We start from the raw sequence: 24079 nt of genomic DNA on the forward strand, positions 1-24079 counted from the left end.
ACATAGGCGGGAACGCTGTTGGTGCGCGCAACGGCGGCTTGTCATGGCATTCAATCTTGATTTTAGGAAATTGAGTATTGACGTTGCAGGGGCGGGCTTATATAACGAAACCAAATCAAGGCAAGACAGAACAAAGACAGGAGACAAGCGTGGATGACCTGGAAACCTTCCGGCAGGAGGTGCGTGCCTGGCTGGAAGCGAATTGCCCGCCCGAAATGCGGCAGCCCGTACGCAATGAGGACGACATCTGCTGGGGCGGGCGCAAGTTCCGCTTCCAGTCCGAGGCACAGCGCCTCTGGCTCGCGCGCATGGGGGAGAAAGGCTGGACGGTGCCCGAGTGGCCGCGCGAGTATGGCGGCGGCGGCCTCGCCCGCGAGCAGGCCAAGGTACTGCGCCAGGAAATGCAGGCGCTGGGCTGCCGCGTGCCGCTGCAGAGCTTCGGCATCTGGATGCTTGGCCCGGCCCTGCTCAAGTTTGGCTCGGAGGCACAGAAGCGCGAACACCTGCCCAGGATCGCGCGTGGTGAGATCCGCTGGTGCCAGGGGTATTCGGAGCCCAACGCCGGGTCCGACCTGGCATCGCTGCAGACGCGCGCCGACGAGCGCGACGATCACTTTGTCGTCAACGGCCAGAAGGTGTGGACGTCCTACGCCGACAAGGCGGACTGGATCTTCTGCCTGGTGCGTACCGACTTTTCGGCGCAGAAGCACACCGGCATCAGCTTCCTGCTGTTCGACATGGAAACGCCTGGCGTGACGGCGCGGCCCATCGTGCTGATCTCCGGCAAGTCGCCGTTCTGCGAAACCTTCTTCGACGACGTGATGGTGCCGCGCGCCAACCTGGTGGGCGAGCTGAACGGCGGCTGGGCCATCGCCAAGTACCTGCTGACCCATGAGCGCGAGATGATCAGCGGCATCGGCGGCCGCGGCCAGCGCCCGCCAATGGGCCAGCTGGCGCGCGACACGCTCGGCCAGAACGAGCGCGGCGAGGTCGACGCGCCCATGCTGCGCGCGCAGATCGCTGCCTTCGAGATCGACGAGGCGGCATTCGCGCTGGCGGGCGAGCGCGCCATGGACCTGGCCCGGCAGGGCGAGGGCATCGCCGCGTTCTCATCGGTGCTGAAGTACTACGGATCGGAGCTGAACAAGCGGCGCTACGAGTTGCTGATGTCGATCGGCGGCAGCGAGGCGCTGGAGTGGGAGAGCGAGCGCAGCAACGACGGCGCCACCGCGCGCGGCTGGCTGCGCAGCAAGGCCAACTCGATCGAGGGCGGCACGAGCGAGGTGCAGCTCAATATTGTGGCCAAGCGTCTGCTCGGCCTGCCCGGCGCCTGATCTTCCGTCCCGACACCACGCACCCACGCACCCACGCACCCACGCGTCCACGCGTCCACGCCTTGAGACCGACCATGGCTATCGTATTGAACCAGACCCAGGAAATGCTGCGGGACAACGCCCTGGCATTCCTGCGCGAAAGCGCGCCTGTCTCCATGCTGCGCGGGCTGCGCGACACGCGGGACGACACGGGCTTTTCTTCCAACCTCTGGAAGGAATTTGCCGAACTGGGCTTCGCTGGCGTACTGATCCCCGAGCAGTACGGCGGCAGCGGGCTCGGCGTGGTGGAGGCGGGCGTCCTCATGGAAGCGCTGGGCCGCACGCTGGCGCCCACGCCGTTCTTCTCCACCGCCTTGCTAGGCGCTTCGCTGATTTCCCGGGGCGGCAGCGCGGCGCAGAAGGCGCAGTTCCTGCCCGCCATCGCCGCCGGCAAGCACCTGACCGCACTGGCGATCGACGAAGGCGGGGCGCACCGTCCGCAGCGCCAGGCGCTCGCCGCCGCGCCGCAGGACGGCCGCTTTGTGCTCAACGGCGCCAAGGTCTTCGTCATCGACGGGCATGTCGCCGATACGCTGATCGTGGTGGGCCGCACCAGCGGCAATGCCGGCGACCGGGACGGCGTCACGCTCTTCCTGGTGCCGCGCGGCACCGAGGGCGTGACGGTGGAGCGCACCGTGATGGCGGACGCCCGCAATGCCGCGCGCGTGCAGTTCCACAATGTGCGCGTGGCGCCCGACGCGGTGCTGGGCGAGACCGGTGGCGGCGCGGCCATGCTCGAGCACGCACTCGACATCGGCCGCGCGGCGCTCGCGTCGGAGCTGGTCGGCATCGCCGACGAAGCATTCGAACGCACACTGCAATACCTGAAGGAGCGCAAGCAGTTCGGCAAGATCATCGGCGAGTTCCAGGCGCTGCAGCATCGCGCCGCCCACCTGTTCAGCGAGATCGAGATCACGCGCGCAGCGGTGCTGCGCAGCCAGCAATTGCTCGACGATGGCCCGGCGCAGCCGGTCGCGCTGGTGTCCGCCGCCAAGGCGCGCGCCGGCTCCACCGCCATGCTGGCAGTGCAGGAGGGCGTGCAGATGCACGGCGGCATCGGCATGACCGACGAATTCGACATCGGCTTCTACATGAAACGGGCCTGCGCCGCGCAGATCCTGCTCGGCGATACCCACTTCCACGCGCAACGCTGGGCGACCTTGCGCGGCTACTGAACGCCGCGCCGCAACGCACCATCCTCATCCGCCGTGGCAGGCCGTCCATGCGCAGGCGTGGGGCCTGCGCTCGACCTCGCGCTTGCCGCCGCTCGTTTGCGCTGCACAAGCGGGCCGGCGCGGCAGCGCCGACCTAGGTAAATCCACTAGACATTCGATGGTCCGTTTGGTTGTCATGAATTAGAACTCTGGGTATGCTGAACTGGCTATCTGCACAAACAGCAGCTCGGTGGATGGTTCCTAGGGCCTATTCCTAGTTCGCACCAGATGTCGCCAGATTCAAGCGTCAAGCGATGCCTGTCCGGTGCGGTTGGCGGCCACACGAAGCACCGAACAGGAGACGGCATGGTCGGGGCGGCACTCTTTATCGTATATACGGTATCTTTTCCCAAGGCCTGCGGCATGACCTTGCCAGGCGTCTCCGATGCGGGCGCGCCATGAGTGCCTATATCCTGCGCCGCCTGCTGGCACTGCTGCCCACGCTCCTGTTCGCCAGCCTGATCGTCTTTGTGATCGTGCGCATGGTGCCGGGCGACGTGGTGGACCTGATGCTGAGCCAGAACGACATCAGCGCCGACACCAAGAGCCGCGAGGACCTGATCCGTGCGCTGGGCCTGGACCAGCCGATGTGGTTCCAGTACGTGCACTGGATCGGCAACATCGTGCTGCACGGGGATCTCGGCCAATCCCTGTGGCAGGGCGAGCCGGTGCTCAAGATGGTGCTGGCGCGCATGCCCGCCACCTTTTCGCTGGGCGCGCTCGCCTTGTTCGTGGCGCTATCGGTGGCGCTGCCCGTTGGCGTGCTCTCTGCGATCCGGCAGGACACCGCGGCTGATTACGTGGCGCGTTCGTTTTCCCTCCTGATGCTGGCGGTGCCCAGCTTCTGGATGGGCACGATGATCATGGTGTTTCCGTCCGTGTGGTGGGGCTGGTCGCCGGAGGTGCGCTACGTCCCCTTCCTGGAGGACCCGCTCCAGCACCTCGGCAACATGCTGGTGCCCGCCATCATCCTGGGCATGGCGCTGTCCGCCATCACCATGCGCATGACGCGCACGATGATGCTGGAGGTACTGCGCCAGGACTACATCCGCACGGCCTGGGCCAAGGGCTTGAACGAGCGCCTGGTGATCCTGCGCCATGCGCTGCGCAACGCGCTGATCCCGGTGGTGACGCTGATCGGCCTGCAGGCGCCGCTGCTGATCGGCGGGGCCGTGGTGATCGAGCAGATCTTCGCGCTGCCGGGCATGGGGCTGCTGCTGCTGGACGCGGTGAACCAGCGGGACTATCCCGTGATCACCGGCGTGTTCCTGGTGGTCGGCCTGGCCGTCATGCTCATCAACCTGCTCGTGGACCTGAGCTACGGGCTGTTCGACCCGAAAGTGAGGCACCGCTGATGGCACGTCCAATTGCGAGCGCACCGGCGCGCGAGGCGGCGCAAGCCGCGCAGTCCACCTCCGGCCGAGGCTGGCACAGCGCCGCCTTCGCACTGTCGAGGCGCCTGTTCCGCGAGAAGCCGCTCGGCGCCGCCGGCGCGGTGATCTGCCTGGTGTTCCTGTTCTGCGGCATCTTTGCCGACTGGCTGGCGCCGTATGGCGTCAACGAGATCAACATGATGCAGCGGCTGCAGCCGCCGTCGTGGGCGCACCCGTTCGGCACCGACAACCTCGGGCGCGACATGCTCTCGCGCTGCCTGTATGGCGCGCAGCTCTCGGTCATCATCGGCCTGTCGGCCGCCATGCTGGCCACCGCCGTCTCGGTGCTGATCGGTATCCTGACAGGCTACCTCGGCGGCAAGTTCGACCTGATCGTGCAGCGCATGGTGGATGCGTGGATGAGCTTTCCCGACCTGGTCATCCTGATCGTGGTGGTGTCCGTGCTCGGGCCGGGCAACTGGCAGATCATCGGCACGCTGGGGCTGCTGCTGGGCGTGGGCGGGTCGCGGATCATCCGCAGCGCGGTGGTCTCCGTGCGCGAGCACATGTACGTGCATGCCGCGCAATCCATGGGGGCATCGACTGGCCGCATCCTCTGGCGCCATATCCTGCCCAACGTGCTGCCGCCCATCATCGTGCTGTTCACCACGCGCGTGGGCACCGCCATCCTGGCCGAGTCCGGCCTGTCCTTTCTCGGCCTGGGCGTGCCGCCGCCCGCGGCGACCTGGGGCGGCATGCTCTCCGGCAACGGCCGCACCTTCATGTTCCAGGGGCCATGGCTGGCCTTGGCCCCCGGCATTTGCCTCACTGTCGTCGTCTATGCCATCAACGTCTACGGCGACGCGCTACGTGACCTGCTCGACCCGCGCATGCGTGGATCGCGATAAGCCAACAAGGAGACAACGATGGAGGGACGCGGCTTGAACAGAACAATTTCCTCGGTGGTGGCAGGCATGGCGCTGGCCCTTGCCGCAGGCGCGGCCTGCGCGCAGGCGGAAGCGCCGAAGTACGGCGGCAGCCTCGAGATCGGCTCGATGTATCCCACCATCTCCGCGCTGTCCTGGGACCTTGCGGACTGGAACTGGAAGCAGAACTACGACACCGGCCAGGTCTACGAGCAGCTCTTCGCCGCCGATCTCTCCAAGGCCAGGCGCAACGGCGGCAAGTACGCGTTCCAGGCCGACGCGTGGCTGCCCGAGGATGCGATCCGCGGCGAGCTGGCCGAGAGCTGGAAATGGGTCGACCCGCTGACGCTCGAGGTCAAGCTGCGCAAGGGCGTGAAGTTTCCCGCCAAGCCCGGCGTGATGGAGGAGCGCGAGCTGGTGGCCGACGACGTGGTCTTCAGCTACACCCGCCAGAACACCAGCGCCAAGAAGATCCCCACCTATTACGACCATCTCACCAAGGTGGAAGCAACGGACAAGTACACCGTGGTCTTCCGCTTCAAGGAGTTCAACGCCGAATGGGACTACCGTTTCGGCTGGGGCTATTACTCCGGCATCATGCCCAAGGAAGTGGCGACCGCCGGCGCCGGCAACTGGAAGAATGTGAACGGCAGCGGCCCCTTCCTGCTGAGCAATTTCGTGCAGGGCACATCCAGCACCTATACCAGGAACGGGCTGTACTGGGACAGCGACAGGATCGGCGGCAAGGACTACAAGCTGCCCTTCGCCGACAAGGTGGTGCTGCGCACGGTCAAGGACGAGTCAACGCGCAACACCATGCTGCGCACCGGCAAGCTGGACGTGCTCGAGTATGTCCGCTGGACCGCGGTCGACGAGCTCAAGAAGAGCGCGCCGGCGCTCAAGTGGTCGCGCTGGTTGTCGACCAACGGCCAGTACGTGGCGCTGCGCGTCGACACCAAGCCGTTCAACGACCTGCGCGTGCGTCGCGCGCTGAACATGGCGGTCAACAAGCAGGAGATCGTCAAGCAGTTCTACGGCGGCAATGCCGAGCTGTTCGCCTATCCGCAGCATCCGGATTACACGGGCTACTTCGAGCCGTTGAGCGCCATGCCGGAGCCGGTGAAGGAACTGTTCACCTACAACCCGGACAAGGCACGCAAGCTGCTGGCCGAGGCCGGCCATGCCAAGGGCTTCACCTTCAAGGTACAGGTATGCGCCTGCCAGCCCGAGCACCTGGAGCTGCTGGCGCTGATCGGCGCCTACCTGGAGCAGGTGGGCGTGCGCATCGAGATCCAGCCGATGGAGTATGGCGCGTTCCTGTCGGCCATGACCACCAAGACCAATGCGCCCGGCTACCTGATGAGCAACGGCCATACCAACCCGACTACCACGATCCGCAAGAGCTTTGTGAAGGGCCAGGTGTGGAACGCCGCGCAGTGGGGTGACCCCAAGTACGAGGCGCGCGTCAACGAAGCCTTCCAGATGCGCGATCTCGGCCGCCGGCAGGAAGCCCTGCGCTCGCTCACGCGCGACGTGCTCGCGGATGCGCCGTATATCTGGCTGCCCACCCCCTACCAGTACACGGCATGGTGGCCGTGGGTGAAGAACTACAACGCCGAGCTGCGCGCGGGCGCGGTCCGTCCCGGCCCGATCTACGCGCGGATGTGGGTCGACCAGGACATGAAGAAGAAGATGGGATTCTGATCCTCTTGCTTCCCTTGCTCCCCTTGCTCCCCCGTTCCCCTGTCCCCTCAAGGAAGCCCGCATGACGCAGCCAATCCTGCAGGTGAAGCAACTGACCACGCGTTTTCGCACCGACCGCGGCGTGGTCACGGCGGTGGACCAGGTCTCGTTCGACGTCGCCCCCGGCGAGACGCTGGCCATTGTCGGCGAGTCCGGCTCGGGGAAGAGCGTGACCGCGCTGTCCATCCTCGGCCTGATCCCCAGCCCGGCGGGGCGCATCGAATCCGGCGAGATCCTGTTCGATGGCCAGGACCTGCTCAAGCTGAGCCCGGCGCGCATGCGGGCGATTCGCGGCAACCGGATCGCGATGATCTTCCAGGAACCGATGTCGTCGATGAACCCGGCGCTCACGGTGGGAAAGCAGATTGCCGAGCCCATCAACCTGCACCAGGGCATGCCATGGAAAACCGCGCTCGGCATTGCCGGCGAATTGCTCGGCAAGGTGCAGATCCCCGAGCCGCAAAGCCGGCTCGGCGCCTATCCGCACCAGTTCTCCGGCGGCATGCGCCAGCGCGCCATGATTGCCATGGCGCTGGCCTGCAAGCCGCAGCTGATCATTGCCGACGAACCCACCACCGCGCTCGACGTCACGGTGCAAGCCCAGATCCTGGACTTGCTCAAGGACCTGGCCAGCCAGTCCGATACGGCGCTCGTCCTCATCACGCACGACCTCGGCGTGGTGGCGCGCTATGCGGATCGCGTGGCGGTGATGTACGGCGGCCGCATGGTCGAGACCGCCACGGCGCGCGAGCTCTACGGTTATCCCGCGCATCCCTACACGCGCGGCCTGATGGCGTCGGTGCCACGCATCGACGGCGACACCCGCCAGCCGCTGGTGCCGATCGACGGCCAGCCGCCCGACCTCACGGCGCTGCCGCCCGGATGCGCATTCATGCCGCGCTGCAAGCTGGCCACCGACCAGTGCAGCCTGTCGCGCCCCGCGCTGCGCGCCGTGCGCGCGAACCACTTCAAGGCTTGCTTCCTCCATGACCATGACCACAACTGAGGCGCGGGCGGTGCCCGCCACGCCCGCCGCGCGCCGGCACGGCAAGATCGGCGACGAGATCCTGCGCGTCGAGAACCTCAAGGTCCATTTCCCCGTGACCCAGGGCGTTTTCATCAAGCGGCAGGTGGGCTCGGTCAAGGCCGTGGACGGCGTGTCGTTCACGCTCAGGCGCGGCGAGACGCTGGGCCTGGTGGGCGAGAGCGGTTGCGGAAAATCCACCACCGGCCTGGCCATCATCAAGATGCTGGCCGCCAGCGGCGGACGGATCGCCTTCGACGGCGACGACTTCGCCACCTTCAACAAGGCGCAGGAAAAGCATTTCCGCCGCAGCGTGCAGATGGTCTACCAGGACCCGTTCGGCTCGCTGAACCCGCGCATGAAGGTCCGCGACATCATTGGCGAGCCACTCGAAGTGCACGGCATGGCCAACGACCGCGAGCGCTATCGTGCCCGCATTGCGGAGCTGCTGCAGATGGTGGGGCTGCTGCCCTATATGGCGGACCGCTATCCGCACGAGTTCTCGGGCGGCCAGCGGCAGCGCATCGGCATTGCGCGCGCATTGGCGGTCGAGCCGAGCCTGATCGTTTGCGATGAACCGGTTTCGGCGCTGGACGTATCTATCCAGGCGCAGGTGGTCAACGTGTTCATGGAACTGCAGCGGCGCCTCGGCTTGACTTATATCTTCATCGCGCACGACCTGGCCGTGGTGCGGCATATCAGCGACCGCATCGCCGTCATGTACCTCGGCCGCATCGTCGAGATCGCGAGCCGTGATGCGCTATATGCCAATCCCAGGCATCCCTATACGCAGGCGCTGTTGTCGGCTGTGCCCGTGGCCAGCGTCGAGGCCGAGCAGAAGCGGCAGCGCATCGTGCTGAAGGGCGAGGTGCCCAGTCCCTTGAATCCGCCATCGGGGTGCCGTTTTCATCCGCGCTGCGCGCGGGCTGTCGAGCGTTGCCGGGTGGAGGATCCGGTGTTGAGGGGAAGGGCGGATGGGGGGATGGTGGCATGTCATTTGGAGGAATAGGGTTTGGGATGTGTTTTTTTGCGCTTCTAGCCCCGCTGACGCGGGGGTGTCCGCTTGTGGGTGGGGTTTTCGCTCTTCTAGCTGCTGGCGCGGCTGGGCGGTGTTGCTGTTTTAGAACGTGTGAGATGTCACTTTTCTTTACTCGTAAAGAAAAGTAACCAAAAGAAAGCGATCCTTGCAGGAGGCTGGCTTGTCGGGGTTGCGCAGCCCAGTAGTTTCGTCGTCAGGCCCTGGGTTTTAATGGCCTCGTGCCGTTACCGGTTTGAATGGCCACGATGCTGCGAATGACGCTGGTTTCGTGGTGAGGCTGCTCGGTAGCGGCATTCCTGCTCATTCATCCATCTGCCGGTACCGGTGCGAAACGCCACGATCTATCACGCCGTGATGGTTTCGTGGTGGGGTGGGCGCGGTGGTGAATTCCTCGACATTATTTTTTCGGTGCCACCGCGCCCACGACGGAAACGGGACGCCTGCAACTTCGTGGCCAGTCACTCCGCGAGCGACAGACGGCTTGAAATTCGTGGTGGCTGCTACCGGTGGGGGCCACCACGAAACCCTGGGCATTGGCAGCGTCGTGGTGCTCCGAACCGGTAACGGCACGAGTCCATTAGCACCCGGGGCCGTACGACGAAACCATTGGGGTCCCCAATGACGACACGCCAGCCTCCTGCAAGGATCGCTTTCTTTTGGTTACTTTTCTTTACGAGTAAAGAAAAGTGACATCTCACACGTTCCAAAACGGCCAACACCGCCCAGCCGCGCCAGCAGCTAGAAGCATCAAAACCCCACCCACAAACGAGCCCCCCGCGTCAGCGGGCTAGTGGCGCGAAAACCCCGCCCACAACAGACCTCCCGCGTCAGCGGGGCTAAAAGCCCACCAAATCCTACAAAAAATCACCCCCCAATCTCCCCCAATATCCCCATAAACAAAGGCCGAATAAACAAATCAGCGGCATTCTCCCCGGATGCATCCGGCACCCATCTCTTCAGCTCCACCGCCGCATTGATCATCCCATTCACCTGCAACGCAGCAACCGTCTGGTCCAGCGCCCGGATCGACCCATCCTGCATGCCCTGCACCAGAAACCGCACAAACCGCGCAGACAGCCGGTTCATCGTCAGCATCTTCTCCTTGCGCATCTCCTCGGGCAGCGCGCCGTAGATGGTCAGCCGCAGCAGCGGCCCCTGGCTGGAGAACTGATAGCCGACCAGCGCGCGCGAGATCGCGCAGAGTTTGTCCCAGCCGCTGCCCGGGCCTTCTTCCACCTTGGTCTGCGCGTCCCGGATCACCGCGAACATGCGGTCGAAGCAGGCGGAGATCAGGTCGTCCTTGTTCTCGTTGTGGTGATAGAAGGATCCCTTGGTGAGGTTGAGCCGCGCGGAGATGCGGTCGGCGGAAGCGCCGCGATAGCCCAGCTCGTTGAGCAGTTCCGTGGCGGCGCGCAGGAAGGCTTCCTGGGTCGTTTCCGCCACGGGCAGCGGCGGCGTCCCGGGCGTGCCGCTATCCCATCGCGATGACGGCGACGCCAGGCCGTTTAGCAGGATATCCACGACCGTATCCGCCACCTTCGGATAGTCCTGCGGCTCATAGCGCTCGACCCACGTCATCGCGCCGCTGGTCAGCGACAGCAGCAAGTGCGCCGCCGCGCTCAGGGCGCTGCGCTGCGCGGGGTCCTTGGGCGTGTCGCTACGCAACAGCCGGCGGATGCGCCGGAACATGTCGGTGTAGGCTGCGAAGGCGACATCCGCGTGGGTGTCGGGCAGCGAGCGGATCTCGCGAAAGCTCATCAGCTCGGGGCGCTCGCCGGTTGCCGTCCTGGCCAGCCGCTCGAAAAAGAGCGCGATGAAACGGCGCACCCTGGCCTGAGGCTGTGGCTCGTTGGCCGTGGCGTCGGCGATGCCCGTCATCTCGTCGATGGTGCGCATCAGGCATGCCACTACCAGGTCTTCCTTCTTGCGGTAGTAGTAGGTGATGCTGTTGGTGCTCAGGCCGACTTCCTGCGCCACGTCCGAGAGGGTGGCGCCGCGCAAGCCCTTGCGGTTGAACAGCCGGGCTGCGGCGTCGAGGATCGCCTCGCGCTTCTCCACGTACCGGCGTGTCGGGCGGGCTTGCGCTGTTTCCTTGAGCATGAGACGAGATATTTGCGATGGTTGGCCGGGTGCGCGGATTATAGAGGCGGTGCGCACGGGTTGGGGCTGTGGCGAGTCTACCATCGCGCCGGCTCGCTTTTTCAGCAGCTTACCCGTTGCCCGGCTCCGCCCCGTTGGGAGGCACCTCCAGGCTATTGAGTGCTGGCTCGATATGGTGCCAGTGGGTGAGCTGCTGAAACGCTACACAGGCGCCGGCCGGCAGGCCAGGGCGCGCGCGTAGTCGTCGGCGCCGGCCGCCAGCGCCGTCTCCAGCCTCAGCCGCGTAGCAGAAGCGATGCGCTCTGCGCGGTCATGCAGACGCTTGCCGTCGAGCGCGATCGCTTCGCGCCAGGTCAGCACCGTGGCCGTCGCATCGCAAGCTTCGATACCCGGCACTGGCTGTTCATGCAAGCGGGCGCCCAGCGACTCGAACGATAGCAAGGCGCGGGCAATCACCGTGGCGCCGTCGTCATGCGCGACCTCCAGGATCGAGCGCCGGGCAAGGCCGACGCGCGGGCCTGCCAATGGGCTGCGGACGTCGCTGGCGTGTTCAAACGTGGAGACCCGCGCGGCCATTGGAATGCGGAGCCACGAGAAAAGGTGTCGGCAGACCTACATCCATCTCCACGACCTGTTTTACCCCCTCTGCGCGCAACTGCCGGCGTTTCTTGACGACGAGCAGCGGCATCAGTTATTTGTGTTTACTACATTGATTTCTTGGAAATCTCATGCTCGAACTATTGCGTCTCAATCCTGCTCAACTGCTTAATCGCACTGACACACGAATCGTCTTTGCCGGTGGCGGCAACCGATGTTGGTGGCAGGGAGGCATGGTTGAGGCGCTCCGTGCGCATGCTTGCTGGGCTCCCGAGCGCTTCATCGGAACCAGCGCTGGCGCGAGCATCGCGACGGCCATCGTGACAGGCAACCTGCAGGCATCACTGCGCAAAGCTGTGGCGTACTTCGACAGCATCCCGCGCACACCGAACTTTGAGACCAAGCGTATGGGCGAGCAGCCCGGCGCTCGGGATGCCTTTGTCGATGACGTGGGGCGGCACCGGCGTCTGCACCAGCATCTCACACTGATTGCCCCCCATTTGCCGTGGATCTGGCGCTCGACCGTGAGCCATCCCAAAGGTGGACATTACTAATGGTCTTCAACATTCACATACAACAAATGGCAACGCCAGAGCCAACTGTCGGTGCGGACATTCTGATTGGGCCTCTACAATCAAAAAGACGCCGAATAATCATTATGTTAAATATGATAACCACCTAAACCCCAATCCACCCCCACACCCCAGCCCCAAAACCCCCCCCCTAAATACTTGCTTCCCCGTTTCGTCCAACAAGGTGACGGGCGCCATATCGGTGGCGCCGGATGATCCAGTACCGAACGGGAGCTTTCCATGAGTTTCGATTGCGACGACGCCACATTCCTGGTTCTCGTCAATCACGAAGAGCAGTATTCGATCTGGCCTGACTACAAGGCCATTCCGGGCGGATGGCGCGCGGCGGGCTTCAGCGGTGGCAAGCAGGCCTGCCTGGACTATATCGAGCGCACGTGGACCGATATGCGTCCGCTGAGCCTGCGCCGCTTCATGGAGGATCCAACGCGGACGAACGCCTGACCATGGCCGCGTTGCAGCTGTTCTGCCTGCCGCACGCGGGGGCCAGTGCCACGACGTATCTGCGCTGGCGCCGCCTGTTGCCGGCCGATATCGCGCTGGTTCCGCTGGAGCCGCCCGGCCGTGGCGCGCGTCTCGACGAGCCGCTGCTGCGGGATTTCGAGGCCCTCGCCAGCGCGATGACCGATGCCCTGTGCCGGCATCGTGCGCATGCCGGCATGCCGTATGCGCTCTTCGGCCACAGCATGGGCGGCTTGCTTGCCTGGCGCGTCTGCCATCTGCTGCGCGAGCGTGGCTATGGCTTGCCGCGTGGCCTGGTCGTTTCCGGCTGCGCCGCACCCACCCGACGGGATTCCCGGCGCCTGGCCCCCCTGCGCGGCGACGCGGCGCTGACCGAAGACCTTCGCAAGCACGGCGGCACGCCCGAGGCCGTCTTTGCCGATCCCGAGCTGCTGCGCATGACGCTGGACGTGCTCGATGCCGACTATCGCGTCTGCGAGAGCTTCCAGCGTGCCGACGTCCCACCGCTGCCGATGTCGCTGCATGTCTTCGCGGGCCACGACGATCCGATCTTGCCCGCCGACCTCCATGCCTGGGCCATCGAATCTCAGGTCGGCCACACGCTGGACTGGTTTGCCGGCGGGCATTTCTTCCTGCACGACGATCCGGCCGCAGTGGTTCGCCGCCTCGTGACCCATCTGGAGGCGCCTCAGGCATCCACCATGCCCGCGTTTGCGTGACGCCCGCCGCGTCGCCCAAGCATCCACGCCAACCGTCTTCCTGAAAAGTCGATCCCAAGTATGCAGTCCGCTCCAAACGTCCCGGCCACGCTGGTGGCCCACCTCGGCCAACTGGCCGTGCACCGCGCCGGCGATACCGCACTGATCACCATCGACGCCGCCGGCGATACCCGCTACGACTACGCCTCGCTCGATGCCCGCGTGCGCGCCCTCGCCTCCCATCTGGCGTCGCGCGCCGCGCCCGGCGACCGCGCGATGCTGCTGCTCGATAGCGGGATCGATTATATGACCGCGTTTTTCGCCTGCCTCTATGCGGGATTGATCGCCGTGCCCGCCTTCGAGCCCGGCGCGGTCCGCTCGGCGCAGGTCGCGCGATTGCGCGCCATGGCCAGCGATGCGGACCCCGCGCTGCTGCTGACCAGCACGGCGCAGGCCACCGCGCACCACGATGCGCTGGCTGCCATCGCACCGCGTGCCGCCGTGATCCTGGCCGATGATCCGCAGCCGCCCGCGCGGGACGACTGGCATCCCTACCCTGCCGGCCCGGACACGCTGGCCTTCCTGCAATACACGTCGGGGTCCACGGCTTCGCCGAAGGGCGTCATGGTCAGCCATGGCAATGTCATTGCGAACGAGGGGGCGATCGCGACCGGCATGGGCGTGCGGCCCGGCGACACGATGGTCAGCTGGCTGCCGCTGTATCACGACATGGGCCTGATCGGCGGCCTGCTGCAGCCCATCCACAGCGGCGTGCCCGTGGCGATGATGTCGCCGCAGTTCTTCCTGGAGCGGCCGGCACGCTGGCTGCAGGCCATCAGCCGGCATCGCGGCACGCTGTCGGGCGGCCCCGATTTCGCCTATCGGCTTTGCGTCGAACGCGTGCGCGACAGCCATTTCGAAGGGCTCGACCTGTCGAGCTGGGACGTCGCGTTCTCGGGCGCGGAGCCCGTGCGCGCCGACACGCTGCGTGCCTTCGTCGACCGCTTCGCACCGGCCGGCTTCCGCAAGCAGGCGCTGTATCCGTGCTATGGCCTCGCCGAGGCTACGCTGTTCGCCACTGGCGGCAAGCGTGGCACGGGCATGCTGAGCAAGCGTTTCGACCCTGCCGCCCTGGCACAGGGCCTGGGGAAGACGGCGAATGCCACCGACAGCGGCATGGAACTGGTCGCCTGCGGATTCCCCCGCGCCGACCATACCGTGCGCATTGCCGATCGGGATGGCCGGGCAGTCGCGGATGGGCACGTTGGCGAGATCGAAATCGCGGGCCCGAGCGTGGCCCACGGCTACTGGCGCAATGCCAGCGCCACGGCGGCCACGTTCACTGGCGACGCCGGTGCCGAACGCTGGCTGCGCACCGGCGATCTCGGCCTGATGCGCGACGGCCAGCTCTACATCGCGGGCCGGCGCAAGGACCTGATCATCGTACGCGGCCAGAACCTCTATCCGCAGGATATCGAGCAGGCTGTGGAAGCGAAGGTCACCGCCGCGCGCCGTGGCCGCGTGGCGGCGTTTCCCGTGCAGGGCCCCAATGGCGAGGCGATTGGCATTGCCGTCGAGATCTCGCGGCCGGACCAGAAGCGCATCGGACATGTGGCGCTGGTCCAGGCGCTCGCGGAAGCGGTCGGCAATGCCTGTGGCGAAACGCTGGCCGTGGCGCTGCTGCTGAACCCCGGTGGCCTGCCCAAGACCACCAGCGGCAAGCTCCAGCGCAGCGCGTGTCGGCAGGGTTGGCTCGACGACGGCCTGGACGCCTGCGCCGTGTGGTCGCATGGCGCCTTCTCGCGCGGCGGAATCTCCGCCAACGGCCAGGCCCCGGCCGCCGGTGAGCCCCCTCGCGGCGAAGCCGAGATCGCCCTTGCCGCGTTGTGGCAAGAGCTGCTGGGCGCGGCGCCCGCCGACCGGCAGGCTCATTTCTTTGCGGCCGGCGGCAGTTCGCTGACGGCCGCGCGCCTTGTGGCACGCCTGCGTGAGCGATTCGGCGCGGCGGTGCCCATGCGTCTGCCGTTCGAGCACCCTACGCTCGCCGCCTGCGCGGCCGCGCTGGAGTCGCTCCAAGTCGGCGGCAACGATGGCGCCGACGCGCCGATTGCGTGCGCACCGCGTACCGGCGAGATGCCGCTGGCGCCCGCGCAGCAGCGCATGTGGCTGACGGACCGCATTGCCGCGCCCGCTGACCGCTGGATCTACAACATGGCCGGCGGCCTGCGCCTTGCCGGCCCGCTCGACGCGCAGGCCATGCGCGCCAGCCTGAACGCGCTCGTCGAACGCCACGAAATCCTGCGTACGTCCTATCCGGCCGACGCGAACGGTGCGCCCACCGCGCGCATCGCGTCCGCGCTGACGATCGATCTGCCGTACCACGACCTGTCGTCGCTGGACGCATCCCAGCGCGCGGCGGCCTTGCACGAACTGGCCGAAGCCCAGGCGCGCGAACCATTCGATCTGTCCAGCGCCCCGCTGCTGCGCGCGCGGCTCGTGCGGCTGGCCGACGACGATCACGCGCTGCTGCTCACGCTGCACCATATCGTCGGCGATGGCTGGTCCATCGACATCCTGCTCGATACGCTCGCGGCCGGCTACAACGCCGCCATCGCGGGCACCGCGCTCGATCTGCCGCCGCTGCCGATCCAGTACGCGGATTACGCCGTCCATCAGCATGGCGCGGACGACGCGCGGTCCCAGCCATCCGATGCCTCGTTCTGGCGCGATGCGCTGCAAGGCGCGCCGCGCCTTACGACGATCCCGTCGCCAAACCGTCGCCCGCCCGTGGCCTCGACCACCGGCGCCGCATGCTACAGCGAGCTTCCCGATGCGCTGCTGGCGCGCGTCGATGCGCTGGCCCGTGCCCACGGCGCCACGCGCTACATGGTGCTGCTGGCAGCCTTCCACGCGCTGCTGCACAGGCTGGGCGGTGCCGAAGACCAGTTGGTCGGCATCGACGTGGCCTGCCGCACGCGGCGCGAGCTGGAGGAACTGATCGGCTTCTTCGTCAACGTGCTGCCGCTGCGCGCGCGGCCCCATGCCACGCTGACGTTCGCCGCCCTGCTGGCCCAGTTGCGCGATGCCACGCTGGCCGCTTTCGATCATCAGGCTCTTCCCTTCGAGCGCATTGTCGAAGTGGCCGGCGTGCCGCGCGAGCGCGCGTGGCACCCGCTGGTCCAGATGCTGTTCGTGCTGCAGAACACGCCTGCCGACGCGCGCCAGTTCGCGGGCCTGCGTGCCGAACGCCTGCCGACGCCTGTCCACGCCGCCAAGTTCGACCTCGCCGTGTTCCTCGACCCCCACGCCGATGGCCTGCGCGCCGAATGGGTCTACGCGACGGCCCTGTTCCCGCGCGCCACCGCGCACCGCATTGCCGATGCCTACGGCGCCGTGCTGGCCCAGGCCGTGTCGAACCCCGCCCTTCCGTTGTCCGGCCTCGTTGTGCCGGCCGGCCTTTGCGAACCCGCTACCGATATGCCCGCCATGACTTCCAGCCAGATTTCCAGTCCCGGCAAGCTCGACAAGCTCGCCAAGCTCAACAAACTCGGCAAGGTCGCCGGGCTCCCGAAAACGGCGGCAGAAGCGGCTCCGGCCGCGCCGCTCGTGCGGACGTCGTTCCTGTCGCCGGGCCAGACCTTCCCCATCGTGATCGAACCGACCACGCCGGACCTGGACCCCGTGGCATGGGCGCTGGCCCATCGGCAGGACATCGAGGCCAGGCTGTGCCGCCACGGCGGCATCCTGCTGCGCGGCTTCGGCCTGCGCACGCCGCAGGAGTTCGAACGGTTCGCGGAATCGATCGAGCCGGGGCTCTATGGGTCGTATGGCGATCTGCCGAAGAAGGAAGGCGGCCGCAACACGTATCGCTCCACGCCGTATCCGGAGCGCGAGATGATCCTGTACCACAATGAAAGCGCGCACCTGTCGCGCTGGCCGCGCAAGCAGTGGTTCTTCTGTGAGCTGCCCTCGCCCGTCGGCGGTGCCACGCCGATTGTCGACTGCCGCGAGATGTATCGCCGGCTGCCGCGCGAACTGGCCGCCCGCTTCGAGAGCAAGGGGCTGCGCTACGTGCGCACGTTCAACGACAAGCTCGATGTGAGCTGGCGCGACTTCTTCAAGACGGACTCGCGCGACGAGGTGGAGGCCCGGCTGCGCGCCTCGGGCACCGATTTCGCATGGCTGGACGCCGATATGCTGCAGACCCGCGAGCAATGTCCCGCCGTGATTGCCCACCCGGTCACCGGCGAGCGCAGCTTCTTCAATCAGGTGCAACTGCACCACACGGCCTGCCTGGACCCCGAGGTGCGACGCGACCTGCTGGAGATCGTCGGCCCGCAGCGGATGCCACGGCAGGTGCTGTTTGGCGACGGCAGCCCGATTGGCGACGACGTGATGGCGCTGATCGGCGAACTGTATGAAGCCTGCGCCGTGCGCTTCCAGTGGCGCCAGGGCGACGTGGTCATGCTCGACAACATGCTGGCAGCCCACGCGCGCGATCCGTTCGAGGGGCCGCGCAAGATCGTCGTGGCGATGGGCGACATGTTCGAGCGCCGCGACCTGCCGGCATTGGCGGGCCGTCCCGCTACGGCGGACAGCGCTGAAGTGGCCCCCGCCACGCTGGAGGGCTGAACGATGAATGCCATCGTCCATCCGTTCGGCACCGGAAGCGATTTCCCGGGCCACGCCCAGGCCCTTGGCCGCGAACAGCGGACATTCGAAGCACACGCGGACGTTCCGCTCACGCTGACGGCCACCCTCGACGGCACGCTCGATGCCGAGCGCCTGCAGCGGGCACTGGCGCACGTCGCCGCGCGCCATCCGGCTGCGCGCCTGGCATTCGGACGCGTCGACGGCCTGCGCGGACTGCGCCAGCATTTCGAAGGCCCGGCGCCCGTCATGACGCTGTCGGCGCCTGCAGCCCGTGGTGATGTGCCGGCCTTGCAGGCAAGCGTCCAGCGCCTTCGCGAACCGGGCGGCGCCGAACGTACGCACGTATCGCTGGCCGCCAATCCGCTCGCCATCGATGGCCCGAGCCTGGTCACGCTGATGCGCGAACTCGCGCAGGCGTACGCCGACGATGCCGTGCCGGCCGGGGAAGCCCCGCTGTCCTATGCCGATTACCTCGAGTGGACCGCCGGTCTCGCGCAGGACAACGTCGAGGCCGGGCAAGCCTACTGGCAGGCCGTGCGCGACCGTCTTGCCGGGCTCGACGCCCCGCGCCTGCCGTGGCGGCAGGCGGGCGCGGCGCCCATTGGCGCGCTGCGCACGCTATCGGCACCACTGCCGGAGGCAGATGCCGCTGCGCTCGCCGGCCTGGCCAGCCAGCTCGACCTGCCGCTCGTGCATGTGCTGCAGGCGGCATGGTGGCTGCTACTCGCCCGACTCAATCCCACGGGCCGATTCTGCGCGGGCTGGTGGCAAGATAGCCGCGACGATTTCGAGGCGCTGGCCGGCGCCGTCGGCCGCTACGAGTCGGTGCTCCCCGTCACGGTAGAGCCCGACGCGGAACGCAGCGTCGCCGATTGGCTCGGCCAGTTCAGTGCCCAGCTTCAGCAGCACGCGGGCTGGCGCGAGCACGCCACGGCCGATGCCGCGTCCGGCACGCCGACGCGTATCGGCTTCGCCACCACCGGCCCTGCCCTGCTCCGCGCGCATCACGGCGATATCGCATGGCGCATCGCTGCGCCGCAGGCACCGACGCCGGGCGTCGAGCTGGCGCTGCACGTCCATGCCGGCGATGCTGGTTTGCCAGGCGAACTGGCGCTGCACTATTCGGCTGAGCACTATCGCGCCGACGCGATGGCCTGCCTGCTCGACCAGTACCTGACCCTGCTGCGGACCCTGCCGACGCAGTCGGGGACCACCGTCTCGGCGCTGCCGCTGGCCACGGCCGCGGATCAGGCTCGTATCGCGGCGATGCACGGTCCGGCGCTGCACGTCGGCACCCAGATGCTGCCGCAGCGGCTGGCACACTGGGCCGCCGAACGGCCACTGGCCGCCGCGCTATCCGCCGGTGGCCGCCAGTGGGGCTATGCGGAACTGTCCGCCGCCGTCGATGCGCTGGCGAGCCATCTGCCGTCACTGGGTTGGCGCCCGGGCCAGCCGGTGGGCCTGCTGCTGCCACGTTCCGGCGAACTCGTGATCGCGCTGCTGGCGGTGATGCGTGCCGGTGGCGCCTATCTGCCGCTGGACCCCGCATGGCCGCCGCAGCGGCGCGCGCGGATCCTGGCGGACGCCGGCGCCACGCTGGTGCTGACCGACGCCGCGCACCTCGCGGACGCAGCCGGTCCGACACCGCACGCGGATGTCGCCGCGTGGCCGGCGTCTTCGTCCGGCGTCACGTCCGGGGCGTCGCTGCCCGATATCGAAGCGGACCAGACGGCCTACGTGCTCTACACGTCGGGCTCCACGGGCACGCCGAAGGGGGTGCCGATCTCGCACGCCCAGTTGCTCAACTATGCGGCGGCCTCCGGCCAGGCGCTGCGGCTCGATCGCTGCGAGCGCTTTGCGCTGACGTCCACCGTGGCGGCCGATCTCGGCAACACCACGCTGTTCGGCGCGTTGTGGCATGGCGGCTGCCTCTGCGTGGCGGACGATGCCGATATGCAGGATGCCGCCAGCTTTGCCCGCTTCCTCGCCCGCGAACAGGTGGACTGCCTGAAGATCGTCCCGTCCCATCTCGATGCACTGCTCGACGGCGATGCGGCGCCGCTGGCGCTGCCGCCGCACGCCACGGTGGTGGTGGGCGGCGAAGCGGCCTCGCCGGCATTGCTGGCGCGCCTGCGCAAGCGTGCACCCGATGTCCGCCTCTGCAATCACTACGGCCCCACGGAGACCACCGTGGGGATCCTGGTCCACGAAGCGGGCCGTGCCGCCGACCTGCCGGAAGCGCCCCTGCCGCTGACGCGTGTCCTGGCGAACTGCGAGGCTCATGTCCGCACTGTGGCGGGGCAGCCGGCGACGGTCGGTGAAACGGGCGAACTCTATCTGGGCGGCGCCCAGCTTGGCGCCGGCTATCTCGGTGGCGTGGCCAGTGACGCCTTCGTCCCGCATCCCGAGCACGCTGGCCGGCGGCTTTACCGCAGCGGCGACCTTGCACGCTATCTGCCCGAAGGCGGTATCGAGCTGATTGGCCGCGCCGACAGCCAGATCAAGATTCGCGGATTCCGCATCGAGTGCGGCGAGATCGAACAGGCGTTGGACGCACTGCCCGGCGTCCGTCAGGCGGTCGTGCTGCCGGTGACGGCCGACGACGGTACGACACGTCTGGCCACGTGGCTCGTGCCCGAGGCGGAAGCGGATGGCGCGCTGACAGCCGCGCGACGCAATGCACTACGCCAGGCGCTGGCGGAGCGCCTGCCCGATCCGATGATTCCCGCGCAGTGGTTTGCCGTCGCGGCGCTGCCGCGCCTGCGCAACGGCAAGATCGATCGCCGGGCACTCGCTGCTTCGGCCCTTGCCGAGCCGGCCGGGGCGTCCGTCCCGTCCCGCGAGCCGGACAGCGCGCTGGAAGCGCTGCTGCTCGACCAACTGCGCGATCTGCTTGGCGCGCCCACGCTGGCGGTCCATGACGATCTGTTCGAGGCCGGCGGCCATTCGCTGCTGGTCATCAAGCTGGTGGCGCGGATTCGCAAGCTGCTCAAGCTGGAGATCGCGCCTGCGGTGGTGTTCGACGCCCCGAGTGCCGCCGCGTTGGCCGGCGCCCTGCGCGCCACGGCTACGGACCCCGATGGCCTGGAGACGCTCGCCGGCCTGCAACGCCAGTTGGCGGCGATGTCTCCGGAGGCCCTTGCCGCCCTGCGCGCATCGGCCGGCGCCACGGCATGACGACAGCCCCGGCGCGATGGACGCGCCGGGGCGTCGACCGATCGGGATACCGGGAAAACAGGCTACTTCTTCAGGACCGCATTCATGACGCAATCTTCCAACGCTGCTCAGCAGGCAGCGCTGCTGGCGCTTCTGCTGGAGCAGGACGCCGAATCCGCAACGCACGCGGCCGCCCAGTTGCCTGCTGGCGTGGATGCCGACGCCATGGCGTCCACTGGGCCAGCCGATGGCGGCGACGCCCCGCTGTCGTTCTCGCAGCAGCGGCTGTGGTTCCTGCTGCAATACGAGCCGGGCAGCACTGCCTACAACCAGACGCGCGCCTATGTGCTGCGCGGGGCGCTGGACCGCGCCGCGCTGGATGCCGCGCTGCGCGCCGTGATGGCGCGGCATCCGGCGCTGCGCACGCGCTTCGTCGCCGATGCGGCCACGCCGGGCGCGCTGCCGCGACAGGTGGTGGAGCCCTCGCCGGCGTTTGCGCTGGCAGAGGCCCCGCTGGCGATGGGCGCTGACGCGCTGCACGCCCGCATCGACGCCGAAGCCGCGCGGCCGTTCGACCTGGGCCAGGCGCCGCTGCTGAGGGCGACGCTGCTGATGCGCGCCCCCAACGACCACGTGCTGCTGCTGTCGCTGCACCACATCGTCTCGGACTTCGTCTCGAATGCCGTGATTGCGCGCGATCTCGCGCAAGCCTACGGTCAAGCCTTGGCGGGCGACGCCGTGCGCCTTGCGACACCGGGTGCGACCTTTGCCGCTCATGCCAGCCGCCAGCGCGATGCCCTGGCCAGCAGCGCGCTCGATACGCAGCGCGACTGGTGGCAACGCCTGCTGGGTAGCCATGTGCCCGCGCTGCAGCTCCCCACGGACCGCCCGCATGGCGCCGACGCGACGCGTATCGCCCGCCGCGTCAACGCTGCCTTGCCCGCGCGGCTCGCACGCACATTGCGCGCGTTCTGCGTCGCGCAGCGCTGCACCCCGTTCGTGGCGCTGCTGGCGGCGTGGCAGGCGCTGCTGAGCCGCCATGCGGGGCAGGATGACTTTGCCGTGGGCGTGCCGCACACCGGCCGCGACGGCGATGGGCTCGACGATGTGGTCGGCTTCTTCGCCGATACCCACGTCTACCGCTCGCGCGTCTTGCCCGGCGTGACCGGCCGCGCGCTCTGCGAAAGCCTGCGCGCCGATGCGCTGGGCGCGCTGGGCCACGCGGCATTGCCGTTCGAAGTGCTGCTCGACCGCATGCACGTGCCGCGCGATGCGGGCCGGCCGCCGCTGTTCCAGGTGATGTTCAACCTGCGCACCGCCACGGCAGGTGCCGGGCTGTCGCTGCCGGGCCTGACCGTGGAGGCGGTGGAAGCCCGCGAGACGGGCGCCAAGTTCGACCTGATTCTCGATGTGGAAACCGGCGCCGAGGATGTCACGCTCCATCTGGAGTACGACTGCGCGCTGTTCGACGCCGCCAGCGCCGAGCGCCTGCTGCGCTACTACGTGACGCAGTTGTCGGGCCTGATGCATCAACCGGACCTGCCGCTGACGGCGACGCCGCTGCTCGACGCGTACGACGGCGCGGTGCTTGCGCACCAGCTTGCCGCCGGCCGCCCGCTGCGGCGCGCCGCTGCCATCGAGCCCGCGCATCGCCAGATCCAGCGCCACGCGGCGCGTTCCGCCGATGCCATCGCCCTGCGCCATGGCGACACCACGGTCAGCTATGGAGACCTCGAACGGCGCGCCAACCGGCTCGCGCACCGGCTGATCGCACTCGGCGTGGGGCCCGAGGTGCGCGTCGGCATCGCCATGGAACGCTCGCCCGAGATGATCGTCGGGCTGCTGGCGATCCTGAAGGCCGGCGGCGCCTATGTGCCGTTCGATCCGGCCTATCCGGCCGAGCGGCTGGCCTATCTGTTCGAGGACAGCGGCATTGCGGCGCTGCTGACGCAACCGGCGCTGCGCGACCTGCTGCCGCCGCGCGATGGCCTGCCGGTGCTGATGCCGGATGCCGACGCCGACGATCTCGTGTGGCCCGACACGGCGCCCGATGTCGACGTGCGGCCGGAACATCTGGCCTACGTGATCTATACGTCGGGCTCCACGGGGCGGCCGAAAGGGGCGCAACTGCAACACGGCAACCTGTCGCGGCTGCTGGCGTCCACGCAGCATTGGTTCGGCTTCAACGAGGACGACGTCTGGACGCTGTTCCACTCGTATGCGTTCGATTTCTCGGTGTGGGAGATCTTCGGCGCGCTGTGCCACGGCGGCCAGCTTGTGATCGTTCCCTTCCACGTGAGCCGCGCCCCGCAGGAATTCATCGCGCTGCTGCGGCGCGAGCGCGTCACGGTGCTGAACCAGACGCCATCGGCCTTCCGCGCCTTGCTGGCGCAACCCGAGCTTTACGAGGCGCCGCTGGCGCTGCGCTACGTCATTTTCGGCGGCGAAGCGCTCGATCCGCAGGCGCTGCGGCCGTGGATCGACCATGCCGGTGATGCCGCGCCGCAGCTGATCAATATGTACGGCATCACCGAGACCACGGTCCACGTGACGTACCGGCCGATTAGGTGTGCCGACCTGGACCCCGCCACGCGCGCACGCAGCCCCATCGGGGAGCGCATCCCCGACCTCGGCATCCGCGTGCTCGATCCGGGTTTGCATCCGGTGGCGCCGGGTGTGGCCGGGGAACTGTTCATCGCGGGAGATGGCCTGGCCCGTGGCTACCTGAACCGCGCGGCACTCACCGCCGAGCGCTTTATTCCCGATCCGTTTGCCGACGACGGTGCGCGGCTCTACCGCACGGGTGACCTGGCGCGCTGGCTGCCTGACGGGCAACTGGAGTACCTGGGCCGGATCGACCAGCAACTGAAGATTCGCGGCTTCCGCATCGAACCGGGTGAGATCGAGGCGCGGATTCTCGCGCAGGAAGGTGTGGGCAACGCGGCCGTGCTGGCTATCGAGGGCCCTTCCGGCGCAAGGCTGGTGGCTTATGTCGTGCCGGCTGGTGGCGCGCAGGTGGATATCGCCGCCGTCCGCACCGCATTGGCAGCCGACTTGCCCGACTACATGGTGCCGGCGGCGTTCGTCGTGATCGACGCCCTGCCCCTGACCCCGAACGGCAAGCTGGACCG

The 24079-nt window shown here is 67.6% G+C and carries 14 protein-coding genes and 1 pseudogene; 13 read left to right on the forward strand and 2 right to left on the reverse strand.

Annotation, left to right across the window (positions count from 1 at the left end; translation table 11 throughout):
• Positions 1-149: 149 nt before the first annotated feature.
• The 7 genes from AC3FOF_RS35690 (at position 150) to AC3FOF_RS35720 (ending at position 8662) form a co-directional block, all read left to right on the forward strand.
• A complete protein-coding gene (locus AC3FOF_RS35690; protein ID WP_488729286.1) occupies positions 150-1334 on the forward strand; it encodes an acyl-CoA dehydrogenase family protein in 1185 nt (394 codons plus the stop codon).
• 74 nt (positions 1335-1408) lie between these two features.
• Positions 1409-2548 carry an acyl-CoA dehydrogenase family protein gene (locus tag AC3FOF_RS35695; protein ID WP_488729287.1) on the forward strand — a complete coding sequence of 380 codons (1140 nt, stop codon included), beginning with the start codon at positions 1409-1411 and terminating at the stop codon, positions 2546-2548.
• A 437-nt stretch (positions 2549-2985) separates the two neighbouring features.
• A complete protein-coding gene (locus tag AC3FOF_RS35700; protein WP_017229027.1) occupies positions 2986-3942 on the forward strand; it encodes an ABC transporter permease in 957 nt (318 codons plus the stop codon).
• Positions 3942-4868: an ABC transporter permease gene (locus tag AC3FOF_RS35705; RefSeq protein ID WP_488729288.1), complete on the forward strand. Its 927-nt coding sequence runs from the start codon at positions 3942-3944 to the stop codon at positions 4866-4868. Before AC3FOF_RS35700 ends, AC3FOF_RS35705 begins: the two co-directional genes overlap by 1 nt.
• A gap of 66 nt (positions 4869-4934) precedes the next feature.
• Positions 4935-6590, forward strand: a complete 1656-nt coding sequence (locus AC3FOF_RS35710) for an ABC transporter substrate-binding protein (protein WP_346430231.1) — start codon at positions 4935-4937, stop codon at positions 6588-6590.
• A 61-nt stretch (positions 6591-6651) separates the two neighbouring features.
• On the forward strand, positions 6652-7635 hold the full coding sequence (locus tag AC3FOF_RS35715) for an ABC transporter ATP-binding protein (RefSeq protein ID WP_276263729.1): 984 nt from the start codon (positions 6652-6654) through the stop codon (positions 7633-7635).
• Positions 7622-8662, forward strand: a complete 1041-nt coding sequence (locus AC3FOF_RS35720; RefSeq protein ID WP_488729296.1) for an ABC transporter ATP-binding protein — start codon at positions 7622-7624, stop codon at positions 8660-8662. The genes AC3FOF_RS35715 and AC3FOF_RS35720 overlap by 14 nt, the downstream gene beginning before the upstream one ends.
• Positions 8663-9556: 894 nt before the next feature.
• On the opposite strand, the gene AC3FOF_RS35725 is transcribed toward AC3FOF_RS35720, so the two are convergent.
• Positions 9557-10876, reverse strand: a complete 1320-nt coding sequence (locus tag AC3FOF_RS35725; RefSeq protein ID WP_488729289.1) for a TetR/AcrR family transcriptional regulator — start codon at positions 10874-10876, stop codon at positions 9557-9559.
• A 117-nt stretch (positions 10877-10993) separates the two neighbouring features.
• Positions 10994-11317, reverse strand: a complete 324-nt coding sequence (locus tag AC3FOF_RS35730) for a hypothetical protein (protein ID WP_488729290.1) — start codon at positions 11315-11317, stop codon at positions 10994-10996.
• 305 nt (positions 11318-11622) lie between these two features.
• Between AC3FOF_RS35730 and AC3FOF_RS35735 the strand changes: the two are divergent.
• The 6 genes and pseudogenes from AC3FOF_RS35735 to AC3FOF_RS35760 all read left to right on the forward strand — a co-directional run.
• Positions 11623-11724, forward strand: a pseudogene (locus AC3FOF_RS35735) (hypothetical protein); the annotation flags it as partial.
• Positions 11725-12201: 477 nt separating this feature from the next.
• Positions 12202-12423 carry an MbtH family protein gene (locus tag AC3FOF_RS35740; RefSeq protein WP_017230058.1) on the forward strand — a complete coding sequence of 74 codons (222 nt, stop codon included), beginning with the start codon at positions 12202-12204 and terminating at the stop codon, positions 12421-12423.
• Positions 12424-12425: 2 nt separating this feature from the next.
• Positions 12426-13160 (forward strand): thioesterase II family protein, encoded by a 735-nt coding sequence (locus AC3FOF_RS35745; RefSeq protein WP_488729291.1) that lies wholly within the window; start codon positions 12426-12428, stop codon positions 13158-13160.
• Between the two features lie 60 nt (positions 13161-13220).
• Positions 13221-17771: a condensation domain-containing protein gene (locus AC3FOF_RS35750; protein WP_488729292.1), complete on the forward strand. Its 4551-nt coding sequence runs from the start codon at positions 13221-13223 to the stop codon at positions 17769-17771.
• Positions 17772-17774: 3 nt separating this feature from the next.
• Entirely contained in the window at positions 17775-20969 is a 3195-nt protein-coding gene (locus tag AC3FOF_RS35755) for a non-ribosomal peptide synthetase (RefSeq protein ID WP_488729293.1), read from the forward strand.
• 84 nt (positions 20970-21053) lie between these two features.
• The coding region (locus AC3FOF_RS35760) for an amino acid adenylation domain-containing protein (RefSeq protein WP_488729294.1) at positions 21054-24079 on the forward strand (3026 nt) is incomplete at its 3' end.

The organism is Cupriavidus sp. 96C5-1 (assembly GCF_057798855.1).